Source organism: Streptomyces sp. NPDC049585, assembly GCF_040675615.1.
In the GTDB taxonomy this organism is placed as follows: Bacteria; Actinomycetota; Actinomycetes; order Streptomycetales; family Streptomycetaceae; genus Streptomyces; species Streptomyces luteosporeus.
In genome coordinates this window covers 271,720-289,866 of record NZ_JBFAPE010000001.1, presented here as the reverse complement: position 1 = coordinate 289,866, position 18,147 = coordinate 271,720, and the positions used below count along the sequence as shown (strand labels likewise).

The following is an 18,147-nucleotide window of genomic DNA, read 5'->3' as shown; positions in this document are numbered from 1 at the left end:
ACTGCCGCGATCCACCGCCGGGGCGGCGGGTACGCTGCCGTATCCACCGGTAAGCAGGAGGCAGGGGCTCAAGGTGCGAACCCGTAACGCGGCTCTCGTGGGAGCGCTGTGCGCCGGCCTGACGGCCGTCCTCACGGCCTGCGGCGCCGGGGGCGACGACCCCGACGCGGGCACCAACGGCGTCGGCAAGCTCGAACCCGCCGCCATCCAGGACAAGGCCCGCACCGCGGCGAACTCCGCCGACGCCGTGCACCTGTCCGGCAACGTCGTCACCCAGGGCCGTACCTACCGCATCGACATGCGGCTGAAGAAGGACGGCGGCATCGGCCGCGTCTCGGCCGGCCCCACCGCCTTCGAACTCCTGCGCGTCGGCGACGACCTCTACCTCAAGGCACCCGCCGCCTTCTGGACCCGCGGCGCGACGTCCTCGCCGGCGGCGTCCGTCTCGGCGGGCAAACTCGACGACAAATACGTCAAGGTGCCCGGCGACGACCCCTCCTACCAGCGGCTCAAGGGCTTCACCGACAAGAACGTCCTGCTCGACGGGCTCATCGGCCTGCACGGCAAACTGGCGCGCGGCGAACACGGAGCGGTGGGCGGCGTACGGACCGTCCGCGTCACGGGCGGCGGAGGCAGCGGCGGCACGCTCGACGTCTCCCTGAGCGGCACGCCGTATCCCCTGCGGGTGCAGCGGGCCGGCGGGGCGGGGCAGCTGGAGCTGGACGGCTGGGGCAAGGACTTTGCGCTGGCGGCGCCGCAGAAGTCGCAGACGGTGGACTACGGCAAGCAGCCGCAGATCCCCGGCGGGGTGGGCGGCCCGGTGGGCAGCTGAGCCTGCGCCTGCGGCGGGCTCACCGGCCCCGGCGCCCCCGCCGCAGCAGGCGCGGCAGCGCCGCCGGCATGGGGCGGCGCGTCGTCGCCGGGCTCGGCAGCGGCGTTGCCGCCAGCGGGCCGTCCGGCAGCTCGCCCACCGCCCCCGACGGAGTCAGCCGCAGGACGCGGCACTGCTGTGCCCACCGTTCCTCGATCCGCTCCGCGTCCGGCGCGTTGAGCCGCTTGCCCTTGAGTTCGGCGACGGCCGCGGTCCACGCCTCCCCGCCCGGGGGCAGTTCGGCGACGGCGGCGGTCCATGTCACGAGCCGGCCGCCCTTGTCCTTGCTGCGCACGGTCACCGTCGCGGTGGCGCCGTCGGCGAGTCCGAGGTCGGCCACGGGCTGTTCGCCGGCGCCGCCGCCGATGACGTGCGCGGCTCCGTCGTGCCAGACGTGCCACAGGGCCCGGCTGGGCCCGGTGGGCCCCTGCACCCAGATGAGGCCGGACTTCTTGGTGGCCTCTTCGATCAGTGCCTGCGACAGCGGCTCCGTCATCGTCATGCGCTCTACCTTATGCGGGGCCCTCGTGCGCGCCGCCGCCTAGGCTGGTGGGGTGACTGCCGCCCCCGCCCGCCGTGCCGCCGTGCCGACGACCGAGCAGGTCACGGCGCCGGAGCCCACGGCCGTCGTCCATGTCCGCCTGGAGCTGCTGCTCCTGGCCGTGGCGATTGCCGGTGTGTCCCTGTCGGCGCCGCTGATCGCGGCGACGGCGGCGCCGGCTCTGGCGATCGCGTTCTGGCGCAATGCCATGGCGGTGGGGGTGCTCGGCCCGCTCGTGCTGCTGCGGCACCGGGCGGAGCTGCGCGGCGCCGGCCGCCGGGCCGCCGCGCTGGCGGTGGCGGCGGGGGCGCTGCTGGCCCTGCACTTCGGCGTGTGGCTGCCGAGCCTGCAGATGACGTCGGTGGCTTCCTCGACGGCGCTGGTGACCACGACGCCCCTGTGGACGACGCTGCTGCTGCGCCTGCGCGGGCACCGGCCGCCCGCGCTGGTGTGGGTGGGCACGGCGGTGGCGTTCGTGGGCGTGCTGATGCTGACGGGCGTCGACCTGTCGTTGTCGGCGCGTGCGCTGGCCGGGGACGCCCTGGCCCTGGCGGGCGGCATGGCCGGAGCGGGGTACGTCCTGCTGGGGGCGGCGGTGCGGCGGACGCTGAGCACGGTGGCGTACACGTACGTCTGCTACGCGACCACCACCGTGCTGCTGCTGGGCGCCTGCCTGGTGGGCGGGGTGCGCCTCGGCGGTTACAGCGGGGAGACCTGGCTGAAGCTGGCGCTGCTGACCCTCGCCGCGCAGCTGCTGGGGCACTCGTTGTTCAACCGGGTGGTGAAGGGTCTGGGCCCGTCGGTGACGTCGACGGCGATCCTGCTGGAGACGCCGGGTGCCGCGCTGATCGCGGCGGTGTGGCTGGGGCAGTGGCCGCCGGTCGTGGCGTACCCGGCGCTGGCGGTGATCCTGGCCGGGCTGGCCCTGGTGGTCATGGGCGACCGACGACGTTCCGCCCGGGTCGTGTCCGGCTGATCAGGAGCATGCGGTGCCCCGTAAGGGGCGCGGGGCCCCTACGGGGCGCCGTGACGACGATCCGCCGGACAGGCGCTACAGCCAGCCGTTGCGCTTGAAGCCGCGGTGGATCGTCACGCAGATGGCCACCGTGACGACCATGACCGCCGGATAGCCGTACTTCCAGTGCAGCTCGGGCATGTGGTCGAAGTTCATGCCGTAGATGCCGGCGATCATCGTGGGGACGGCGAAGATGGCCGCCCACGAGGTGATCTTGCGCATGTCCTCGTTCTGGGCGACGGACGCCTGGGCGAGGTTGGCCTGGAGGATGGAGTTGAGCAGGTCGTCGAAGGAGACCACCTGCTCGTGGACGCGCGCGAGGTGGTCGGCGACGTCCCGGAAGTACTTCTGGATGTCCGGGTCGACCAGCCGCATCGGCCGCTCGCTCAGCAGCTGCATCGGCCGGATCAGCGGGGTCACGGCCCGCTTGAACTCCAGCACCTCGCGCTTGAGCTGGTAGATCCGCCCGGCGTCGCCGCCGCGCCGGCTGCCCTTGCTGGGCTCGGAGAAGACGTCGATCTCGACCTCGTCGATGTCGTCCTGCACGGCGTCGGCCACCGCTATGTAGCCGTCGACGACCTGGTCGGCGATGGCGTGCAGCACGGCCGAGGGCCCCTTGGCCAGCAGCTGGGGGTCCTCCTGGAGCCGGTGGCGCAGGGCGCGCAGCGAGCCCTGGCCGCCGTGCCGGACGGTGATGATGAAGTCCTCGCCGGTGAAGCACATCACCTCGCCGGTCTCCACGACCTCGCTGGTGGCGGTGAGTTCGGCGTGCTCGACGTAGTGGATGGTCTTGAAGACGGTGAAGAGCGTCTCGTCGTAGCGCTCCAGCTTGGGCCGCTGGTGGGCGTGGACGGCGTCCTCCACGGCCAGCGGGTGCAGGCCGAACTCCCGGGCTATGCCCGCGAACTCCTGCTCGGTGGGCTCGTGCAGGCCGATCCAGGCGAAGCCGCCCTCGCTGCGCACCCGGCGCATGGCCTCGGCGGGGGTGACGTGGTCGCTGGCGCGCTTGCCGTCGCGGTAGACGGCGCAGTCGACGACGGCGGTGCTGGCCGAGTGGTCGCGCGTGGGGTCGTAGCCGCCGCCTCCGCCGGCGGTGGGCACCCGGCGCAGGGCGGGGCGGACGGCGGCACGCAGGTCACGGATCATCGACATGGGCTGGCTCCTTCACGGGCCGGCCGTCAGCGGGGGCGCAGGGCGCAACGCAGCCGGAATCGCAGGCGTGAATCCGGCCGGGGAGCAGCCGGGACAAGCCGGACAAGGACGACAGGACGTCCGCGAATCGGGCGGCGCTTCGTGCAGTGCGTACGGGCTGACGGCAGTTCGCGGGGCACTTCGGGTGAAGGGCTCCGGCGGCGAACACGGAACAAAGCGAACGAAGGGCGCTCTTCCGTCAAGTGCTGCGGCGTGAAAGGGCTTCCGGGCCGGCCGGCGCAGGCGCGCGGCCCCGGCTCCGAAGGCTCTCAGATCACTGCGGTACGGCGCGTCCGCGGCGGGCTGACGGGAGAACTGTCGGTACTGCACGGTCGACTAGGATCCATCGCAGCCCCACCTCCTCCGGCCGGTCCCCGCTGAGGGACGAACGTCAAACCCCCGGACCGCAGGCCGAGGCGAGACCAGGCTAGCAGTCGCCCGGTGCGTCAAGGCCCCCCTTTGCCTGTTCGATACGCGTTCTATGCTCACTGCATGTCAGATGTGCTCGCGCTGGCCGAGGCCAGACTGCTGACCGCACTGGGCGAGCCGGACGCCCGCGCCGCGGTGACCTTCCTCGGCACGGACCGGATCGAGGTCCTGCGCTTCCGCGCGGCGGACGACGACGGCGGTGGCGCCGGGGAGATCGTGCGCTACGCCACCCTCGGCATGTCCGCCCATCCCATGACCGACCCCACCGCCGCCTTCGCCGACCCGCTGCGCGGGCCGCGTGCCGAGCTGGTCCTCACCGTGCGCGCCGGCCGCGCGGATACGGACAAGGTGCTTCGCCCGCTCGCCGTCCTCGCCGCGACCCCGCAGGTCGAGGGCCTGATCGTGGCGCCCGGCGCCTCGCTCGACACCGGCGAGCCGCTGTGGCCGGGCGCGCCCTTCACCTCCGTCCTGGTCGCCGAGTCCGGCGGACTGGTGCCGGATCTGGAGCTGGAGCCGCCCCTGGACCCCGTGCGCTTCCTGCCGCTGCTGCCGATGACGCCCAACGAGGCCGCCTGGAAGCGCGTGCACGGCGCGGCGGCCCTGCAGGAGCGGTGGCTGCGCAGCGGCACCGACCTGCGCGACCCGCTGCGCGCCGGCGTGCCCCTGGGGGAGTGAGCCGCACGGCGGCGCCGCGATGTCCCGATGGGAGGTCGGGCGCCGACTCCGGACGGGTGATCGTCCTTGACGGGAGGGCGACCCGGTAGGACCGTTGGAGGCTATGAGGGGCGAACCCAGTTGCCCGAAGTGCGGTGGCCGGGTGCGTGCGCCCGGACTCTTCGCCGACTCGTGGCAGTGTGCCGTGCACGGCACCGTGCACCCTCTGCAGCCCGTCGTCCCCCCGAGCGTCGAAGCACTGTCCGTCGTGGTCGGGCGCGCCCGGGTGCCGGTGTGGATGCCCTGGCCCCTTCCCGTGGGCTGGCTGTTCACCGGCGTGATCTGTGCCGGTGACGACCGCAGCGGCGGCCGGGCCACCGCCGTCGCCTGCTCCGGGCCCAGCCCGCTGGGCGGCCCCGGCGAGCTGCTGCTGGTCGCGGAGGAGCTCGGTGTGGGCCTCGGCGCCCGCTACGCCGGCGTCGACGGCCCCGACCCCGGCCCCCGGCTGCGCGTCGACGGCCCGCCGCACGCCAAGGTGCACGCGGCCGGCCGCCCCACCCCGCTCTGGCACGTCGAGGGCACCCCCGACGACCGGGCCGTCTTCGCGGGCGAGGCCCGCGGCCTGTGGCTGTGGGCGATCGTCTGGCCGGAGCGCTCCGGCCTGCTGCTGTACGACGAGCTGGTGCTCACCGACCTGCGCGACGCGGGCGCCGAGGTCGACCTGCTGCCGTGCGGGGCGCTCTCGCCCCGCATCATCTCGCCCTGATCCCGCCCGCAGCTGCGATCCCACCCCTGCGGTCGCTGCGCCGGGGCGGCCCCGGCCGACGGTTATCCTGAACCGGTCCTCGCCCGCTTTTCGTCCGCCGTTGGGAGCCGTGCCGTGCGCATCGACCTGCACACCCACTCCACGGCCTCGGACGGTACGGACACCCCCGCCGAGCTGGTCCGCAAGGCGGCCGCCGCCGGGCTGGACGTCGTCGCCCTGACCGACCACGACGGGGTCGGCGGCCACGCGGAGGCCGCGGCCGCCCTGCCCGCGGGCCTGACCCTGGTGCCGGGCGCCGAGCTCTCCTGCCGCTTCACCGGCGCCGACGGCTTCAGCGTCCACATGCTGGCGTACCTCTTCGACCCGGCCGAGCCGGAGCTCGCCCGCGAGCGCGAGCTCGTGCGCGACGACCGTGAGCCGCGCGCCCGGGCCATGGTGGCCAAGCTCAACGAGCTGGGCGTGCCGGTGCGCTGGGAGCGCGTCGCCGCCCTCGCGAACGGCGGCGCCGTCGGACGCCCCCACGTGGCCTCGGCGATGGTGGAGCTCGGGGTGATCGGCAGCGTCTCCGACGCCTTCACGCCCGAGTGGCTCGCCGGCGACGGCCGTGCCTACGTCGAGAAGCACGAGCTCGACCCCTTCGACGCGATCCGCCTGGTCAAGGCGGCCGGCGGGGTCACCGTCCTCGCGCACCCGCTCGCGCTCAAGCGCGGCGCCTGCGTCTCGGAGGGACAGATAGCCGAGCTGGCCGCGGCCGGTCTGGACGGCATCGAGGTGGACCACATGGACCACGACGCCGCCACCCGGGCCCGGCTGCGGGGCCTCGCCGCGGATCTGCGCCTGCTGCCCACCGGCTCCAGCGACTACCACGGCAGCCGCAAGAGCTGCCGCCTGGGCGAGTTCACGACCGACCCCGAGATCTACGGCGAGATCACGCGCCGCGCGACGGGCGCCTTTCCCGTCCCGGGCGCCGGCGGCTGACCTCTCCGCGCGCCGGGTCCGTACCCCGCGTCCACCCACGGTGGCCGCAGGCGTACGCCCCTGCCCGTACCCGTCCGCGCCCGCGCCTGCCGCGGCCGTACGAGACGGATCGCTCCCCGCACCCCCCGTACCCCCGCACCCTCCTGCTCCAGATCGCTCTCCTGCAAGGCTCCCCTGTGTTCGACGTCGCTGTCTTCGGCTCCCTCTTCCTCACCCTGTTCGTGATCATGGATCCGCCCGGGATCACGCCGATCTTCCTCGCGCTCACGGCGGGCCGCCCCGCCAAGGTCCAAAAGCGCATGGCCTGGCAGGCGGCCACGGTCGCCTTCGGTGTGATCACCGTCTTCGGCATCTGCGGCCGCCAGATCCTGGACTACCTGCACATCACCACCCCGGCGCTGATGATCGCGGGCGGTCTCCTGCTGCTGCTGATCGCGCTCGACCTGCTGACGGGCAAGTCCGAGGAGCCCAAGCAGACCAAGGACGTCAACGTCGCCCTCGTGCCGCTCGGCATGCCGCTGCTGGCCGGCCCCGGTGCGATCGTCTCGGTCATCCTCGCGGTGCAGCGCGCCGACTCCTTCGCCGCGCAGACCTCCGTGTGGTGCGCCATCGCCGCCATCCACGTCGTGCTGTGGCTGGTGATGCGCAACTCGCTGCACATCATCCGCGTGATCAAGGACGGCGGCGTGGTGCTGGTGACCCGGCTCGCCGGCATGATGCTCTCCGCCCTCGCCGTCCAGCAGATCATCAACGGCATCACCCAGGTGATCGCCAAGCACTGAGGCGCCGCGGCGCGCAGCACGCGAAACGCCCCCGTACGGACCTTGCCGTACGGGGGCGTCGTGCGTACTCGGAGGTGACGCCGGGCGCTACCGGACCGAGGAATCTGCTGGGCGGATGTAGATGCGCTGGCCGATGGAGGCGGCCTGCTGCACGATCCGGTTGACGGAGGCGGCGTCCACGACGGTGCTGTCCACGGCGGTGCCGTCGACGTCGTCCAGGCGCATGATCTCGAAGCGCACGGCTTCTCCCTTCGTCTGATCCTCCTGAGGAGAACTGTAGGTTTCACCCTGTCCAACGGGTTGAGGGACTCAAACATTCCCTACGCTAAAGAAATTTTTCTGCTGTCTAACGACTGGGCTCGTGGGCCGCGCGCCGGAGTGCGCTCGGGGAGTGCGAGTGGAACCCTGACAGTGGGGCGGTCGCCGCATGGCCGGACGGCCTCCTCGCCACCTGTGGCATCCCCGGAACAGAAGCGAGGTGATCGGCCATGTCCGCCACGGAGCGCACGGGGCTCGGCCAGCCCTGCTGGGTGAGCCTGCTGACGGCCGACCTCCCCGCCGCGCAGGACTTCTACAGCGCCGTGCTCGGCTGGACCTACCGGCCCGGCTCCCTCGGGGAGGGCTTCATGGTGGCGCTCTCCGACGGCCAGCCCGTCGCCGGCCTCAGCGACGCCGCCCGCGGCCTCGGCGTCGCCGTCAACTGGACCTGCTACTTCGCCGTCGGTGACGCCGACCTCGTCGCCTCCCGCGTCCGCGAACGCGGCGCCACCGTCGCCGTCGGACCCCTCACCGTCGGCCGCGGCCGCGTCGCCCTCGCCGCCGACCCCGCAGGCGCCGTCTTCGGCTTCTGGGAGGGCGAGAAGCTCTCCAGCTGGAGCATCGGCGCCGGCTCCGCCCCCGCCTGGCTCGAACTGCGCACCCGAGACGCCTTCGCCGCCGCCATGTTCTACGGCGAGATCTTCGAGTGGGCCGTCGAACGCCCCGACCGCTGCGAGGTCCGCTACGAGGACGACGCCGTCACCGTCGAGTCCCACGGCCGCACCGTCGCCTGCCTGCGCGGCGGAGCCGTCGAGGCCGACCCCGACCCCCGCATCCGGCCGCGCTGGCACGTGTACTTCCGCGTCGAGGACGTGGAGAAGGCCGTCGAGGCCGCCCTCGCCGCGGGCGGCGCACTCGTCTCCGAACCCGCCCACTCCCGCGCCGGTCGCGCAGCGACCCTGCGCGACCCCGAAGGCGGCCTCTTCACGATCACCGACCGCGACGAGACGGGTTGCGCGTAGCGCCCCGTAGGGGCGCGGGGAACTGCGCGCTCGGCCAGCGACGGCCCGCAGCCTAGGCGCCGGGGCGCAGCGCGGCACCCCCTCTGCGGGTGCGTCGTGGCTTGTCGCGCAGTTCCCCGCGCCCCTGACGGGGCGCCGTGGTGGCGCGTGACGAAGATCCGCCGGGCACGGGCTAGGCCGAGGTCGAAGTCCAGAAGGCGAGCAGGGCGCGCGCCGTTGCCGCCGGTTGCTCGGCGTTGGGGGAGTGGCCGGCGCCCGGCACCACCGTGCGCACCGCGCCCAGCTCCTCGGCCATCGCGTCGATGTGCGGCACCGGCCAGGCGTAGTCCAACTCCCCCGAGATCACGTGCTTGGCCAGCGGCACCCGCGCCAGCTCCGCGGTACGGTCCGGCTCCTCGGTCAACTGCCGCCCGGTGACCAGCAGTTGCTCCGGCACCGTGCCCAGCCAGCGGCGGTGCAGGAACTCCGTCACGCCGGGCGCGGCGGCGGCAACGTCCGTGTCCTCGGGCGGGTTCGCGGCGCCCTCGCGCTGCATCTCCCGCCAGATGCTCTCCATGTCCAGCACCGGCAGCGCCTGCAGCAGACGCCGCGTACGGGCCTGCTGCGACGCGGAGATCGCCCCCGGACCGCTGCTCATGACCGTCAACGAACGGAACGGCGCCACGTCCTTCAGGACGGCGGCCCGCGCGATCAACCCGCCCAGCGAATGCCCGAGCAGATGCACACCGCCGCCCACCGCCTCAGCCTGGGCCAGCACGTCGAGCGCCAGCTCCTGCTGGTCGTACGCCGCCTCGTCCCGCGGCCCCGGCGTCTCGTACTGCCCGCGCCCGTCCACGGCCACGGCCCGGAAACCGGCGTCCGCCAGGGGTGCGAGCAGGGCGATGAAGTCCTCCTTGCTCCCGGTGAACCCCGGCACGAGCAGCACGGTGCCGCGCACGTCACCGCCTTCGGGGCGGGCATCGTGCACGGCGAACTCACCGCGGGCGGTACGGAGGCGGTACGCGGAGGCGCACCCGGGCAGGGCGAGGAACGGGGGCCGGCTCATGCGCCGAGGCTAGCGCGGCCCCACAACGCACGGTGCCGGCCACCCCCGAGGGAGTGACCGGCACCGTCACGGCGTGGCGCGAACCTTACGCGTCGGCCTTCTTCGCGGCCGCCCGCGTCCGTCGCGGCTTCGGCACGGTGGCCTCGACCGCCTCGACGACGGGCTCGGCCGTCTTCTTGGCGACGCGGGTCCGCTTGGGCTTCTCCTCGGCCGCCTCGACGGTCTCGACGACCTTCTTGGCGCGGGTGCGCTTCGGCTTCTCCTCGGCGACCTCGACCGTGTCCACGACGGCCTCGGCAACCTTCTTCGCGCGGGTGCGCTTCGGCTTCTCCTCGACGACCGCCTCGACGACGGGCGCCGCAGCGGCCTTCTTGGCGACGCGGGTGCGCTTCGGCTTGGCCTCGGCGGCTTCCGCCGTCTCGACGGCGGCCTCGGCCGTCTTCTTGGTGGTGCGGGTGCGCTTGGGCTTCTCCTCGGCCGCCTCGACGGTCTCGACGACCTTCTTGGCGCGGGTCCGCTTGGGCTTCTCCTCGGCGACCTCGACCGTGTCCACGACGGCCTCGGCAAACTTCTTGGCGCGGGTGCGCTTCGGCTTCTCCGCGACCGTCTCGACGGCCTCGACCGTCTCGACGGCGGCCTCGGCGGCCTTCTTGGTGACGCGGGTGCGCTTGGGCTTCTCCTCGGCGACCTCCACCGTCTCGACGACGGGCTCGGCCGTCTTCTTGGCGGCGCGGGTGCGCTTCGGCTTGGCCTCGGTGGCCTCCGCCGTCTCGACGACGGTCTCGGCGGCCTTCTTGGCGCGCGTGCGCTTCGGCTTCTCCGCGACCGGCTCGACGGCCTCGACCGTCTCCACTGCCACAGCCGACTCCGTCGCCTCCGTCACCTCCGGCGCCGGGCGCGTGGTGCGGGTGCGGCGGCGGCGCGGCGTGGCCGGGGTCTCCGGGACCTCGGTGGCGACGGTCTCGACAGTCTCGACGGTCTCCGTCGCCGCCTCCGCCTCCGGCACCGTGGCGAGCGGCGTCGCCGCCGCGGTACCGGCCGCGCTCAGGCCGCCGCGGGTGCGGCGGCGCCGGCGCGGGCGGGCCGGGGTCTCGGGCGCGCCCGGTGCGGTCGCGGTGGTCTCGGCGACCGGCGCCGCGTCCACGGCCGCGAGCGGGGCCCCGCCGCGGGTGCGGCGGCGCTGGCGGGTGCGGGTGCGGGCCGGCCGCTCCTCCGCCACCGCCTCGCGGCGGTCGCGGTCGCGGTCACGGCCGCGGCGGCCGCGGCCGCCCACCTCACCGAGGTCCTCGATCTCCTCGGCCGCGAGGCCGGCGAGGGTGCGCTCGGAGCGGGGCAGGATGCCCTTGGTGCCGGCGGGGATGCCCAGCGCCTCGTACAGGTGCGGGGACGTGGAGTACGTCTCCTCCGGCTCGTCGAACGACAGCTCCAGCGCCTTGTTGATGAGCTTCCAGCGCGGGATGTCGTCCCAGTCGACGAGGGTGACGGCCGTGCCCGACTTGCCCGCGCGGCCGGTGCGGCCGATGCGGTGCAGGTAGGTCTTCTCGTCCTCGGGGGTCTGGTAGTTGACCACGTGGGTGACGTCGTCGACGTCGATGCCGCGCGCGGCGACATCGGTGCAGACCAGGACGTCGACCTTGCCGTTGCGGAAGGCGCGCAGCGCCTGCTCGCGGGCGCCCTGGCCGAGGTCGCCGTGGACGGCGCCCGCGGCGAAGCCGCGCCGGGTGAGCTGCTCGGCGATGTCGGCGGCGGTCCGCTTGGTGCGGCAGAAGATCATCGCGCGGTTGCGGCCCTCGGCCTGCAGGATGCGGGCGACCATCTCCGGCTTGTCCATGTTGTGGGCGCGGAAGACGTGCTGCGCGATGTTCGCGTGGGTCTGGCCCTCGTCGTCCGGCGCGGTGGCGCGGATGTGCGTGGGCTGCGACATGTAGCGGCGGGCCAGCGAGATGACCGCGCCCGGCATGGTGGCCGAGAACAGCATGGTCTGCCGCTTGGCCGGCAGCATGGTGATGATGCGCTCGACGTCGGGCAGGAAGCCCAGGTCGAGCATCTCGTCGGCCTCGTCGAGGACGAGGGACTTGACGTGGGCCAGGCTCAGCTTCTTCTGGCCGGCGAGGTCGAGGAGGCGGCCGGGGGTGCCGACGATGACGTCGACGCCCTTCTGCAGGGCCTCGACCTGCGGCTCGTAGGCGCGGCCGCCGTAGATGGCCTGGACGCGCACGTTGCGCACCTTGCCCGCGGTGAGCAGGTCGTTGGTGACCTGCTGGCACAGCTCACGGGTGGGGACGACGACCAGGGCCTGCGGGGCGTCGGTGAGGTCCTCCGGGGCCGCGCGGCCGGCCTCGACGTCGGCGGGGACGACGACGCGCTCCAGCAGGGGGAGGCCGAAGCCCAGGGTCTTGCCGGTGCCGGTCTTGGCCTGGCCGATGACGTCGGAGCCGGAGAGGGCGACCGGGAGCGTCATTTCCTGGATGGGGAACGGATGCACGATGCCGACGGCTTCGAGGGCCTCGGCGGTTTCGGACAGAATCCCGAGTTCGCGGAAAGTGGACAGAATCTTGCCTCTTCTGTGAGACGCGGCGCGAGGCGGCGAAGGGGGTCGTACGCAAGGGACGTACGGACCGCGCCGGGGTGGCGCACCGGCCACGGGGGGCCGGGGTGGCGCGGGACCACTGCCTTCGCTCGTGCACACGAGCCGCGAGCGGACCCTCCTGGTATGCGTACGTCTCGTACGCACCGCGGGGAGGGCGGTCGGTTGTGTGGAAGCCGATCGGGCCACCGACCGGGCATCCGCTGGAGCCCTGGAGACTCGCCTCCAGAAGACACAGCATGAGTTGGGCCGGCCGAATACTCGGCTGGCCTTTTATCACTGTACCCCGGAATCGCGTATCCGTGTCGGGACGATCGCGTGTCCGGATCGGTGCGAACTGTCTGACCAGGGGCTTCGTCGTGGCGCGCGGCGGGCTATCGTTCGCTGCATGGACACGCCCGACACGCCAGAGAACGTCACCGGTGCCCCTGCCGAGGACACCGGCATCGCCGCCCAGGACTGGGCCCAGGCCTCGGCCGACCCGCAGTACCGGGCGGCCGTCGTGGACCTGCTCGGCGCGCTCGCCTACGGCGAGCTGGCCGCCTTCGAGCGGCTCGCGGAGGACGCCAAGCTGGCGCCCACGCTGGACGACAAGGCCGCCCTGGCCAAGATGGCCGCGGCGGAGTTCCAGCACTTCCAGCGGCTGCGGGACCGCCTGGAGGCCGTCGACGCGCCGCCGACGGCGGCCATGGAGCCGTTCGCGGCGGGCGTGGACGAGTTCCACCGCCAGACCGCGCCCTCGGACTGGCTGGAGGGCCTGGTCAAGGCGTATGTGGGCGACTCGATCGCCAGTGACTTCTACCGCGAGGTCGCCGTCCGCCTGGACACCGACACCCGGGCCCTGGTGCTGGGTGTGCTGGACGACACCGGGCACGCCTCCTTCGCGGTCGAAAAGGTCCGGGCCGCCATCGAGGCGGACCCGCGCGTCGGCGGGCGGCTCGCGCTGTGGGCGCGCCGCCTGATGGGCGAGGCGCTCTCCCAGGCGCAGCGCGTGGTGGCCGACCGGGACGCCCTGTCGACGATGCTGGTGGGCGGCGTGGCGGCCGGTTTCGACCTGGCCGAGGTCGGCCGGATGTTCTCGCGGATCACCGAGGCGCACACCAAGCGCATGGCCGCGCTGGGCCTGGCGGCCTAAGGGTCGGGGGCGCAGCACCGCGGGATCCGCAGCGGGCGCTCAGGCCGTCGCTGATCGGCGGGGCCGGCCGGCGGGCCGCAACAGCAGGGACAGCAGCGCCACGGTCACTCCCAGCGACACCCCCAGGGTGCCCAGGGTGTGGCCGGGGCCCAGCACCGTGTGGCCCAGCAGGGCGCCGAAGAGGGCTGCGACCGGGCCGGTGGCCAGGGTCAGCGGCCGGGAGCGGAACTGCCCGTAGCGCGCGGGAAGCCTGCGCAGGGCCGTCCAGGAGACGGCGAGTCCGATGAGGACCGAGCCGAACGCTTCCCAGAGGATCATGTCTTCACCCTCCTTTGAGGTGGCCGAGAAGCGGGGTGCAATTCGGTCGTAGCGGTCCTACCCCGGGCCCGCCGCGGGCAACCCTCGCGCCCCGGCCGTGCACCACGACGCGTGAACGGTGCCACGCGAACGACGACGGGTGAACGGCGGCGGCTGAACGACGACGGGTGAAGAAAAACGGTGGGGCCCCGGGTGCTCGCGCACCCGGGGCCCCACCGTCACGTCGCCGCAGCGACGCGTCGCATCACATCGCGCCGAAGCCGACCTTGCGGACCGTGGGCTCGCCGATCTCGACGTACGCCACGCGGTCGGCCGGGACGATGACCTTGCGGCCACGGTCGTCCTCCAGGGTCAGCATCTGCGTCTTGCCGGAGAGCGCCTCGGCAATCGCGCGCTCGACCTCCTCGGCAGCCAGTCCGCTCTCCAGAACGATCTCGCGGGGCGCGTGCTGCACGCCGATCTTGACCTCCACGGCCTGTCCCTCCGAAGGTGTGCGGTCCCCCTGGCCCTGGGCCATGGGGAGGGGTGCGCGGCCAGCCGCGCCGTACGCTGCACACATTAGCCCGCGACCACCCGGTGCCGGGCGCCCGCCCGCACGCTCGCAGCGAACACGGCGACGTGGCCGAAAACGCCCGTACCCGGCGTCAGTGCTGCTCGGGGGCCACCTTGGGGAAGCCGGCGATGCCGCGCCAGGCCAGGGAGGTCAGCAGCTGCACCGCGGTCTCGCGCGGCACGGTGCTCTCGCTGGAGAGCCAGTAGCGGGCCACCACCTGGGAGACGCCGCCCAGGCCCACGGCCAGCAGCATGGCCTCGTCCTTCGACAGGCCGGTGTCCTCCGCGACGACCTCGCTGATCGCCTCGGCGCACTCCAGCGACACGCGCTCCACGCGCTCGCGCACGGCCGGCTCGTTGGTCAGGTCGGACTCGAAGACCAGCCGGAAGGCGCCGCCCTCGTCCTCGACGTAGGCGAAGTAGGCGTCCATGGTGGCCGCCACGCGCAGCTTGTTCTCGGTGGTGGAGGCGAGCGCCGTGCGCACGGCCTGCAGGAGGTTCTCGCAGTGCTGGTCCAGCAGGGCGAGGTAGAGGTCCAGCTTGCCGGGGAAGTGCTGGTAGAGCACGGGCTTGCTGACACCGGCGCGCTCGGCGATGTCGTCCATCGCCGCCGCGTGGTACCCCTGCGCCACGAAGACCTCCTGGGCGGCGCCCAGGAGCTGATTGCGTCGGGCTCGGCGCGGCAGGCGCGTGCCCCGCGGGCGCGCCTCGGTCTGCTCGATGGCTGTCACGCCGCCTCCCATGAGTTCTTCTGTGCACGGTGTGCACCGCGTCCGCCATCGTACTTTTCGGTAACCGGGCCGTGCGTGGCCGGAGCGGAGAATTTCACGAACCCCCCGCTGTGGGGAGTCGACAAATCCGCGCAATCGGCACGATGCGCCCGGCGACCGGGCCCCGCGGCGAGCGGGCCGCGGGGCCCGGTGCCGTCAGCGGTAGTCGTCCTCGTCCAGCTCCACCACCCGGGCCTGCTCGGCGCGGTCCGCCTCGCTCGCCGAGGCCGGGTCGATGTGGGTCAGCGGCTCGTCCTCCTCCGGCCTGATGTCGGCGTGCTGTTCGGCGGCGTCCGCTTCGGGGGCCTCGACGTCGAATTCCATGTCCTCCGCCTCGTCCTCGTCCTCGAAGGTGTCAGGGTCCGTCGGATCGACAGGCATATCGGAATCCTTCCGGCATCCGGTGTGGGGTGCCCTCAGCACTCCTTGATACCTCTCCCTCACCGCAGCCTAGGAGACAGCGCCCCGGGCCGCCAGGCGATCTGTGAGCGCCGCCACAAGGGTTCGCGCGTGACCCTCTCGTAACATTGCCCGCATGTCGTCGATCGAGCCGTCCGATGCCCGTGCCGTACCGGTGGTGCCACCCACGCGCCCCGCGCGGGTCGCGCCCGGCGAGACGCTGCGCTCCGTGGCGCTGCCCGGCGCCACGCTGACCGTGCGCTCCCGGCCGCCCGCCCGGCCGGGCCTGGCCCCGGCGCTGTTCGTGCACGGCCTGGGCGGCTCCTCGCAGAACTGGTCCCAGCTGATGGAGACCCTCGCGGGCGACGTCGACGGCGAGGCCCTGGACCTGCCGGGCTTCGGCTACGCGCCCCCGCCGGACGACAGCGACTACTCCATCACGGCCTACGCCCGCGTCGTCATCCGCCACCTCGACGCAAGCAGCCGCGGGCCGGTGCACCTGTTCGGCAACTCCATGGGTGGCGCGGTCGTCACCCGGGTCGCCGCCGTCCGTCCCGACCTGGTGCGCACCCTCACCCTCGTCTCGCCCGCCCTGCCCGAGCTGCGCCCGCAGCGCTCCGCGGTGCCCACGGGACTGATGGCCGTGCCCGGCCTGGTCTCGCTCTTCGCCCGCATGACCAGGGACTGGACCCCCGAGCGGCGCACCCGCGAGGTCCTCGCCCTGTGCTACGGCGACCCCGCCCGGGTCACGCCGGAGGGCTTCGCCCTCGCGGTCGCCGAGTACGAGCGCCGGCTGCAGCTGCCGTACTTCTGGGAGGTCATGGGCCGCTCGGCGCGCGGCATCGTCGACGCCTACACGCTCGGCGGACAGCATTCGCTGTGGCGGCAGGCGGAACGCGTCCTTGCCCCTACTCTGCTCGTGTACGGAGCGCGCGACCAGCTCGTGTCCATCCGCATGGCCCGCCGGGCGAGCAAGGCATTTCGCGACTCGCGGCTGCTGACGCTTCTCGAAGCGGGACATGTCGCCATGATGGAGGACCCGGACGCGGTGGCCCGCGCCTTCCGGGAACTGCTCGCGGACACTGCCACGACATCTGAACGGAGCGCCCCGCCCCGTGGGTAAACACAGCGCACGCGCCGACCGGTCCCCCTCGGGGCCCGCCGCTGCCGCCCCCGGTACGGGCCGCCGCCGCGCCCACGACGGACCGGGCCAGCCGGCCCGCGGCCACGAGACGGCGCCGCCGCCCGTGCCCGGGCCCGGCCCCGGACGCCGGCGCGGCGGTGGCTGCGACGAGGAGGCCGCACGGCTCGCGGACGCCTTCGACTCCTTCGACCCGGGCCTCGCACCGGGCATCGGTGCGGCCGTCGACTCCGGCTTCGGGCCCGACTTCGACGCCGGGTACGACGCGGGCTACGGGGCCGGCCCCGGGGCCGAGGGCGGCACCCGTCCCTCCGCCCGCACCGGCCACCCCGAGCCGCGCGAGACCGCGGGCTGGGGCGTCATCGGCGCCCAGCGCGACGGGGCCACGGCCCCGGCCGCCCCCGCGGGGCCCACCCACGCGACGACCGGCTTCCTGCAGGGCGCGCCCGTGCCCGCGCCCGTACCCGCCCCCGCGCCGCCCCCGGCCGCACCGGCACCGGCGTCCGCGCCGCCGCGCCGGGTGTTCGGCGGGGCGCTGCGCACCGCGACCGGCGTGGCCGCGGCGCTGGTGACCGCCGTGCTGGCCGTCGCCGTGGCCGGGCAGGTGCAGGACAGCACCCAGAGCAAGGCGCAGGCGCGCGCGGCGGACCCCACCGGCCAGCGCGACGACCCCGAGGCGCCCTCGCGCTCGGACTCCCGGCCCACCCCCAACGGGGGCGCCCGGCCGCCCGCCACCTACGAGGAGGCGATGGCCAGGAAGTACCCGCTCGCCCCGGATGCCCGAGGATCGGGCGACTTCGTCACCATCGAGGGGCACGACCGGGCCCCCGGTAAGGGTGAAGTGCGGCGGTACCGCATTGACGTGGAGAAGGGGCTGCCGCTCGACGGCTCGCTCTTCGCCACCGCCGTCCACCGCACCCTCAACGATTCCCGCAGCTGGGGCCACGGCGGCAAGTACACCTTCGAGCGCGTCTCCTCGGGTGACGCGGACTTCGTGGTGACCCTGGCGAGCCCGGGCACCACCCACGTCTGGTGCGCCAAGTCGGGCCTCGACACGTCCGAGGACAACGTCTCCTGCGACTCCGCCGTCACCGACCGGGTGATGATCAACGGCTACCGCTGGGCGCAGGGCTCGGAGACCTACGGCGACGCCATGCACGCCTACCGCCAGATGCTGATCAACCACGAGGTCGGCCACCGGCTCGGCCACGACCACGAGTCGTGCCCCGCCAACGGCGCCCTGGCCCCGGTGATGATGCAGCAGACGAAGTTCCTCAACACCGGGGACAAGGTCTGCCGACCCAACCCCTGGCCCTTCCCCTGACCTGGCGCCCTCTCTTTTCATCTCTCTTTTCGAGACATCCGATCTCGCTTCATGAGACGCCTTTGCTGCGCGGCGAAAATTCGTTCACTCTTCTCCGCATGTCGTACCGCCACGTCCCCGCGAGCAACGCCGGCCTCGAGCTGGCGCTGATCGGCGTGGCCGTGCACTCGGTCGCCGACATCCTCTGTCGCTGAACCCGCCTGTTCCGGCATCTTCCCCTGCGCCGTCCGCGCTTGCGCGGCGTTGCGCCCGGGGGCGGTACGGCGCCGTTCGCGCTGCAGGTCCTTCGCGTACTCCTCGCGTACTCCACCGCCTTCACGGGTGCCGCCGTGCCTCCCGGCATCTCCGCCACCCCTCCACCCGTGAAAG

20 protein-coding genes are annotated in these 18,147 nt (G+C 73.5%); 11 read left to right on the top strand and 9 right to left on the bottom strand.

Annotated elements, in window-relative coordinates; all coding sequences use genetic code 11:
- Nucleotides 1-73 precede the first annotated feature (73 nt).
- Nucleotides 74-832, top strand: coding sequence for a hypothetical protein (locus AB0K17_RS01340; RefSeq protein ID WP_365969419.1), 759 nt, complete (start codon nt 74-76; stop codon nt 830-832).
- A 19-nt stretch (nt 833-851) separates the two neighbouring features.
- Here AB0K17_RS01340 and AB0K17_RS01335 read toward each other — a convergent pair whose 3' ends face one another.
- Nucleotides 852-1,373, bottom strand: coding sequence for a hypothetical protein (locus AB0K17_RS01335; RefSeq protein WP_365969420.1), 522 nt, complete (start codon nt 1,371-1,373; stop codon nt 852-854).
- Between the two features lie 82 nt (nt 1,374-1,455).
- Between AB0K17_RS01335 and AB0K17_RS01330 the strand changes: the two genes are divergently transcribed.
- Nucleotides 1,456-2,388, top strand: coding sequence for a DMT family transporter (locus tag AB0K17_RS01330; protein ID WP_365981825.1), 933 nt, complete (start codon nt 1,456-1,458; stop codon nt 2,386-2,388).
- A gap of 75 nt (nt 2,389-2,463) precedes the next feature.
- Here AB0K17_RS01330 and corA read toward each other — a convergent pair whose 3' ends face one another.
- Complete coding sequence (gene corA / locus AB0K17_RS01325; protein WP_365981718.1) at nt 2,464-3,579, bottom strand: magnesium/cobalt transporter CorA; 1,116 nt, start codon at nt 3,577-3,579, stop codon at nt 2,464-2,466.
- Between the two features lie 531 nt (nt 3,580-4,110).
- Between corA and AB0K17_RS01320 the strand changes: the two genes are divergently transcribed.
- The 4 genes from AB0K17_RS01320 (at nt 4,111) to AB0K17_RS01305 (ending at nt 7,227) form a co-directional block, all read left to right on the top strand.
- The gene (locus AB0K17_RS01320) at nt 4,111-4,722 is read left to right on the top strand and encodes a suppressor of fused domain protein (protein WP_365981717.1); all 612 of its coding nucleotides are present in this window, start codon (nt 4,111-4,113) and stop codon (nt 4,720-4,722) included.
- 103 nt (nt 4,723-4,825) lie between these two features.
- Entirely contained in the window at nt 4,826-5,467 is a 642-nt protein-coding gene (locus tag AB0K17_RS01315) for a DUF6758 family protein (RefSeq protein ID WP_365969423.1), read from the top strand.
- A gap of 114 nt (nt 5,468-5,581) precedes the next feature.
- Nucleotides 5,582-6,445, top strand: a complete 864-nt coding sequence (locus AB0K17_RS01310; RefSeq protein ID WP_365969424.1) for a PHP domain-containing protein — start codon at nt 5,582-5,584, stop codon at nt 6,443-6,445.
- Between the two features lie 176 nt (nt 6,446-6,621).
- Nucleotides 6,622-7,227 carry a MarC family protein gene (locus AB0K17_RS01305; protein WP_365981716.1) on the top strand — a complete coding sequence of 202 codons (606 nt, stop codon included), beginning with the start codon at nt 6,622-6,624 and terminating at the stop codon, nt 7,225-7,227.
- An 87-nt stretch (nt 7,228-7,314) separates the two neighbouring features.
- On the opposite strand, the gene AB0K17_RS01300 is transcribed toward AB0K17_RS01305, so the two are convergent.
- Nucleotides 7,315-7,467, bottom strand: a complete 153-nt coding sequence (locus AB0K17_RS01300) for a hypothetical protein (RefSeq protein WP_164737832.1) — start codon at nt 7,465-7,467, stop codon at nt 7,315-7,317.
- 248 nt (nt 7,468-7,715) lie between these two features.
- On the opposite strand from AB0K17_RS01300, the gene AB0K17_RS01295 reads away from it, so the two are divergent.
- A complete protein-coding gene (locus AB0K17_RS01295) occupies nt 7,716-8,507 on the top strand; it encodes a VOC family protein (RefSeq protein ID WP_365969427.1) in 792 nt (263 codons plus the stop codon).
- 172 nt (nt 8,508-8,679) lie between these two features.
- Here AB0K17_RS01295 and AB0K17_RS01290 read toward each other — a convergent pair whose 3' ends face one another.
- A complete protein-coding gene (locus AB0K17_RS01290) occupies nt 8,680-9,552 on the bottom strand; it encodes an alpha/beta hydrolase (RefSeq protein WP_365981715.1) in 873 nt (290 codons plus the stop codon).
- Nucleotides 9,553-9,637: 85 nt separating this feature from the next.
- A complete protein-coding gene (locus AB0K17_RS01285; RefSeq protein WP_365981714.1) occupies nt 9,638-12,013 on the bottom strand; it encodes a DEAD/DEAH box helicase in 2,376 nt (791 codons plus the stop codon).
- Nucleotides 12,014-12,527: 514 nt separating this feature from the next.
- Here AB0K17_RS01285 and AB0K17_RS01280 point away from each other — a divergent pair.
- The gene (locus AB0K17_RS01280; RefSeq protein WP_365969938.1) at nt 12,528-13,274 is read left to right on the top strand and encodes a ferritin-like fold-containing protein; all 747 of its coding nucleotides are present in this window, start codon (nt 12,528-12,530) and stop codon (nt 13,272-13,274) included.
- A 39-nt stretch (nt 13,275-13,313) separates the two neighbouring features.
- On the opposite strand, the gene AB0K17_RS01275 is transcribed toward AB0K17_RS01280, so the two are convergent.
- From AB0K17_RS01275 to AB0K17_RS01260, 4 genes are all read right to left on the bottom strand, one after another.
- Nucleotides 13,314-13,592, bottom strand: coding sequence for a hypothetical protein (locus AB0K17_RS01275; protein WP_365969937.1), 279 nt, complete (start codon nt 13,590-13,592; stop codon nt 13,314-13,316).
- Between the two features lie 244 nt (nt 13,593-13,836).
- The gene (locus AB0K17_RS01270) at nt 13,837-14,064 is read right to left on the bottom strand and encodes a DUF3107 domain-containing protein (RefSeq protein WP_365969936.1); all 228 of its coding nucleotides are present in this window, start codon (nt 14,062-14,064) and stop codon (nt 13,837-13,839) included.
- 172 nt (nt 14,065-14,236) lie between these two features.
- Nucleotides 14,237-14,875 (bottom strand): TetR/AcrR family transcriptional regulator, encoded by a 639-nt coding sequence (locus AB0K17_RS01265; protein ID WP_365969935.1) that lies wholly within the window; start codon nt 14,873-14,875, stop codon nt 14,237-14,239.
- A gap of 195 nt (nt 14,876-15,070) precedes the next feature.
- The gene (locus tag AB0K17_RS01260) at nt 15,071-15,295 is read right to left on the bottom strand and encodes a hypothetical protein (RefSeq protein WP_365969933.1); all 225 of its coding nucleotides are present in this window, start codon (nt 15,293-15,295) and stop codon (nt 15,071-15,073) included.
- A gap of 154 nt (nt 15,296-15,449) precedes the next feature.
- Between AB0K17_RS01260 and AB0K17_RS01255 the strand changes: the two genes are divergently transcribed.
- From AB0K17_RS01255 to AB0K17_RS01245, 3 genes are all read left to right on the top strand, one after another.
- Nucleotides 15,450-16,436: an alpha/beta hydrolase gene (locus AB0K17_RS01255; protein WP_365981713.1), complete on the top strand. Its 987-nt coding sequence runs from the start codon at nt 15,450-15,452 to the stop codon at nt 16,434-16,436.
- Entirely contained in the window at nt 16,429-17,778 is a 1,350-nt protein-coding gene (locus AB0K17_RS01250) for a DUF3152 domain-containing protein (protein ID WP_365981712.1), read from the top strand. The genes AB0K17_RS01255 and AB0K17_RS01250 overlap by 8 nt, the downstream gene beginning before the upstream one ends.
- Before the next feature lie 98 nt (nt 17,779-17,876).
- A complete protein-coding gene (locus tag AB0K17_RS01245) occupies nt 17,877-17,972 on the top strand; it encodes an Ms4533A family Cys-rich leader peptide (protein WP_365981711.1) in 96 nt (31 codons plus the stop codon).
- Nucleotides 17,973-18,147 lie beyond the last annotated feature (175 nt).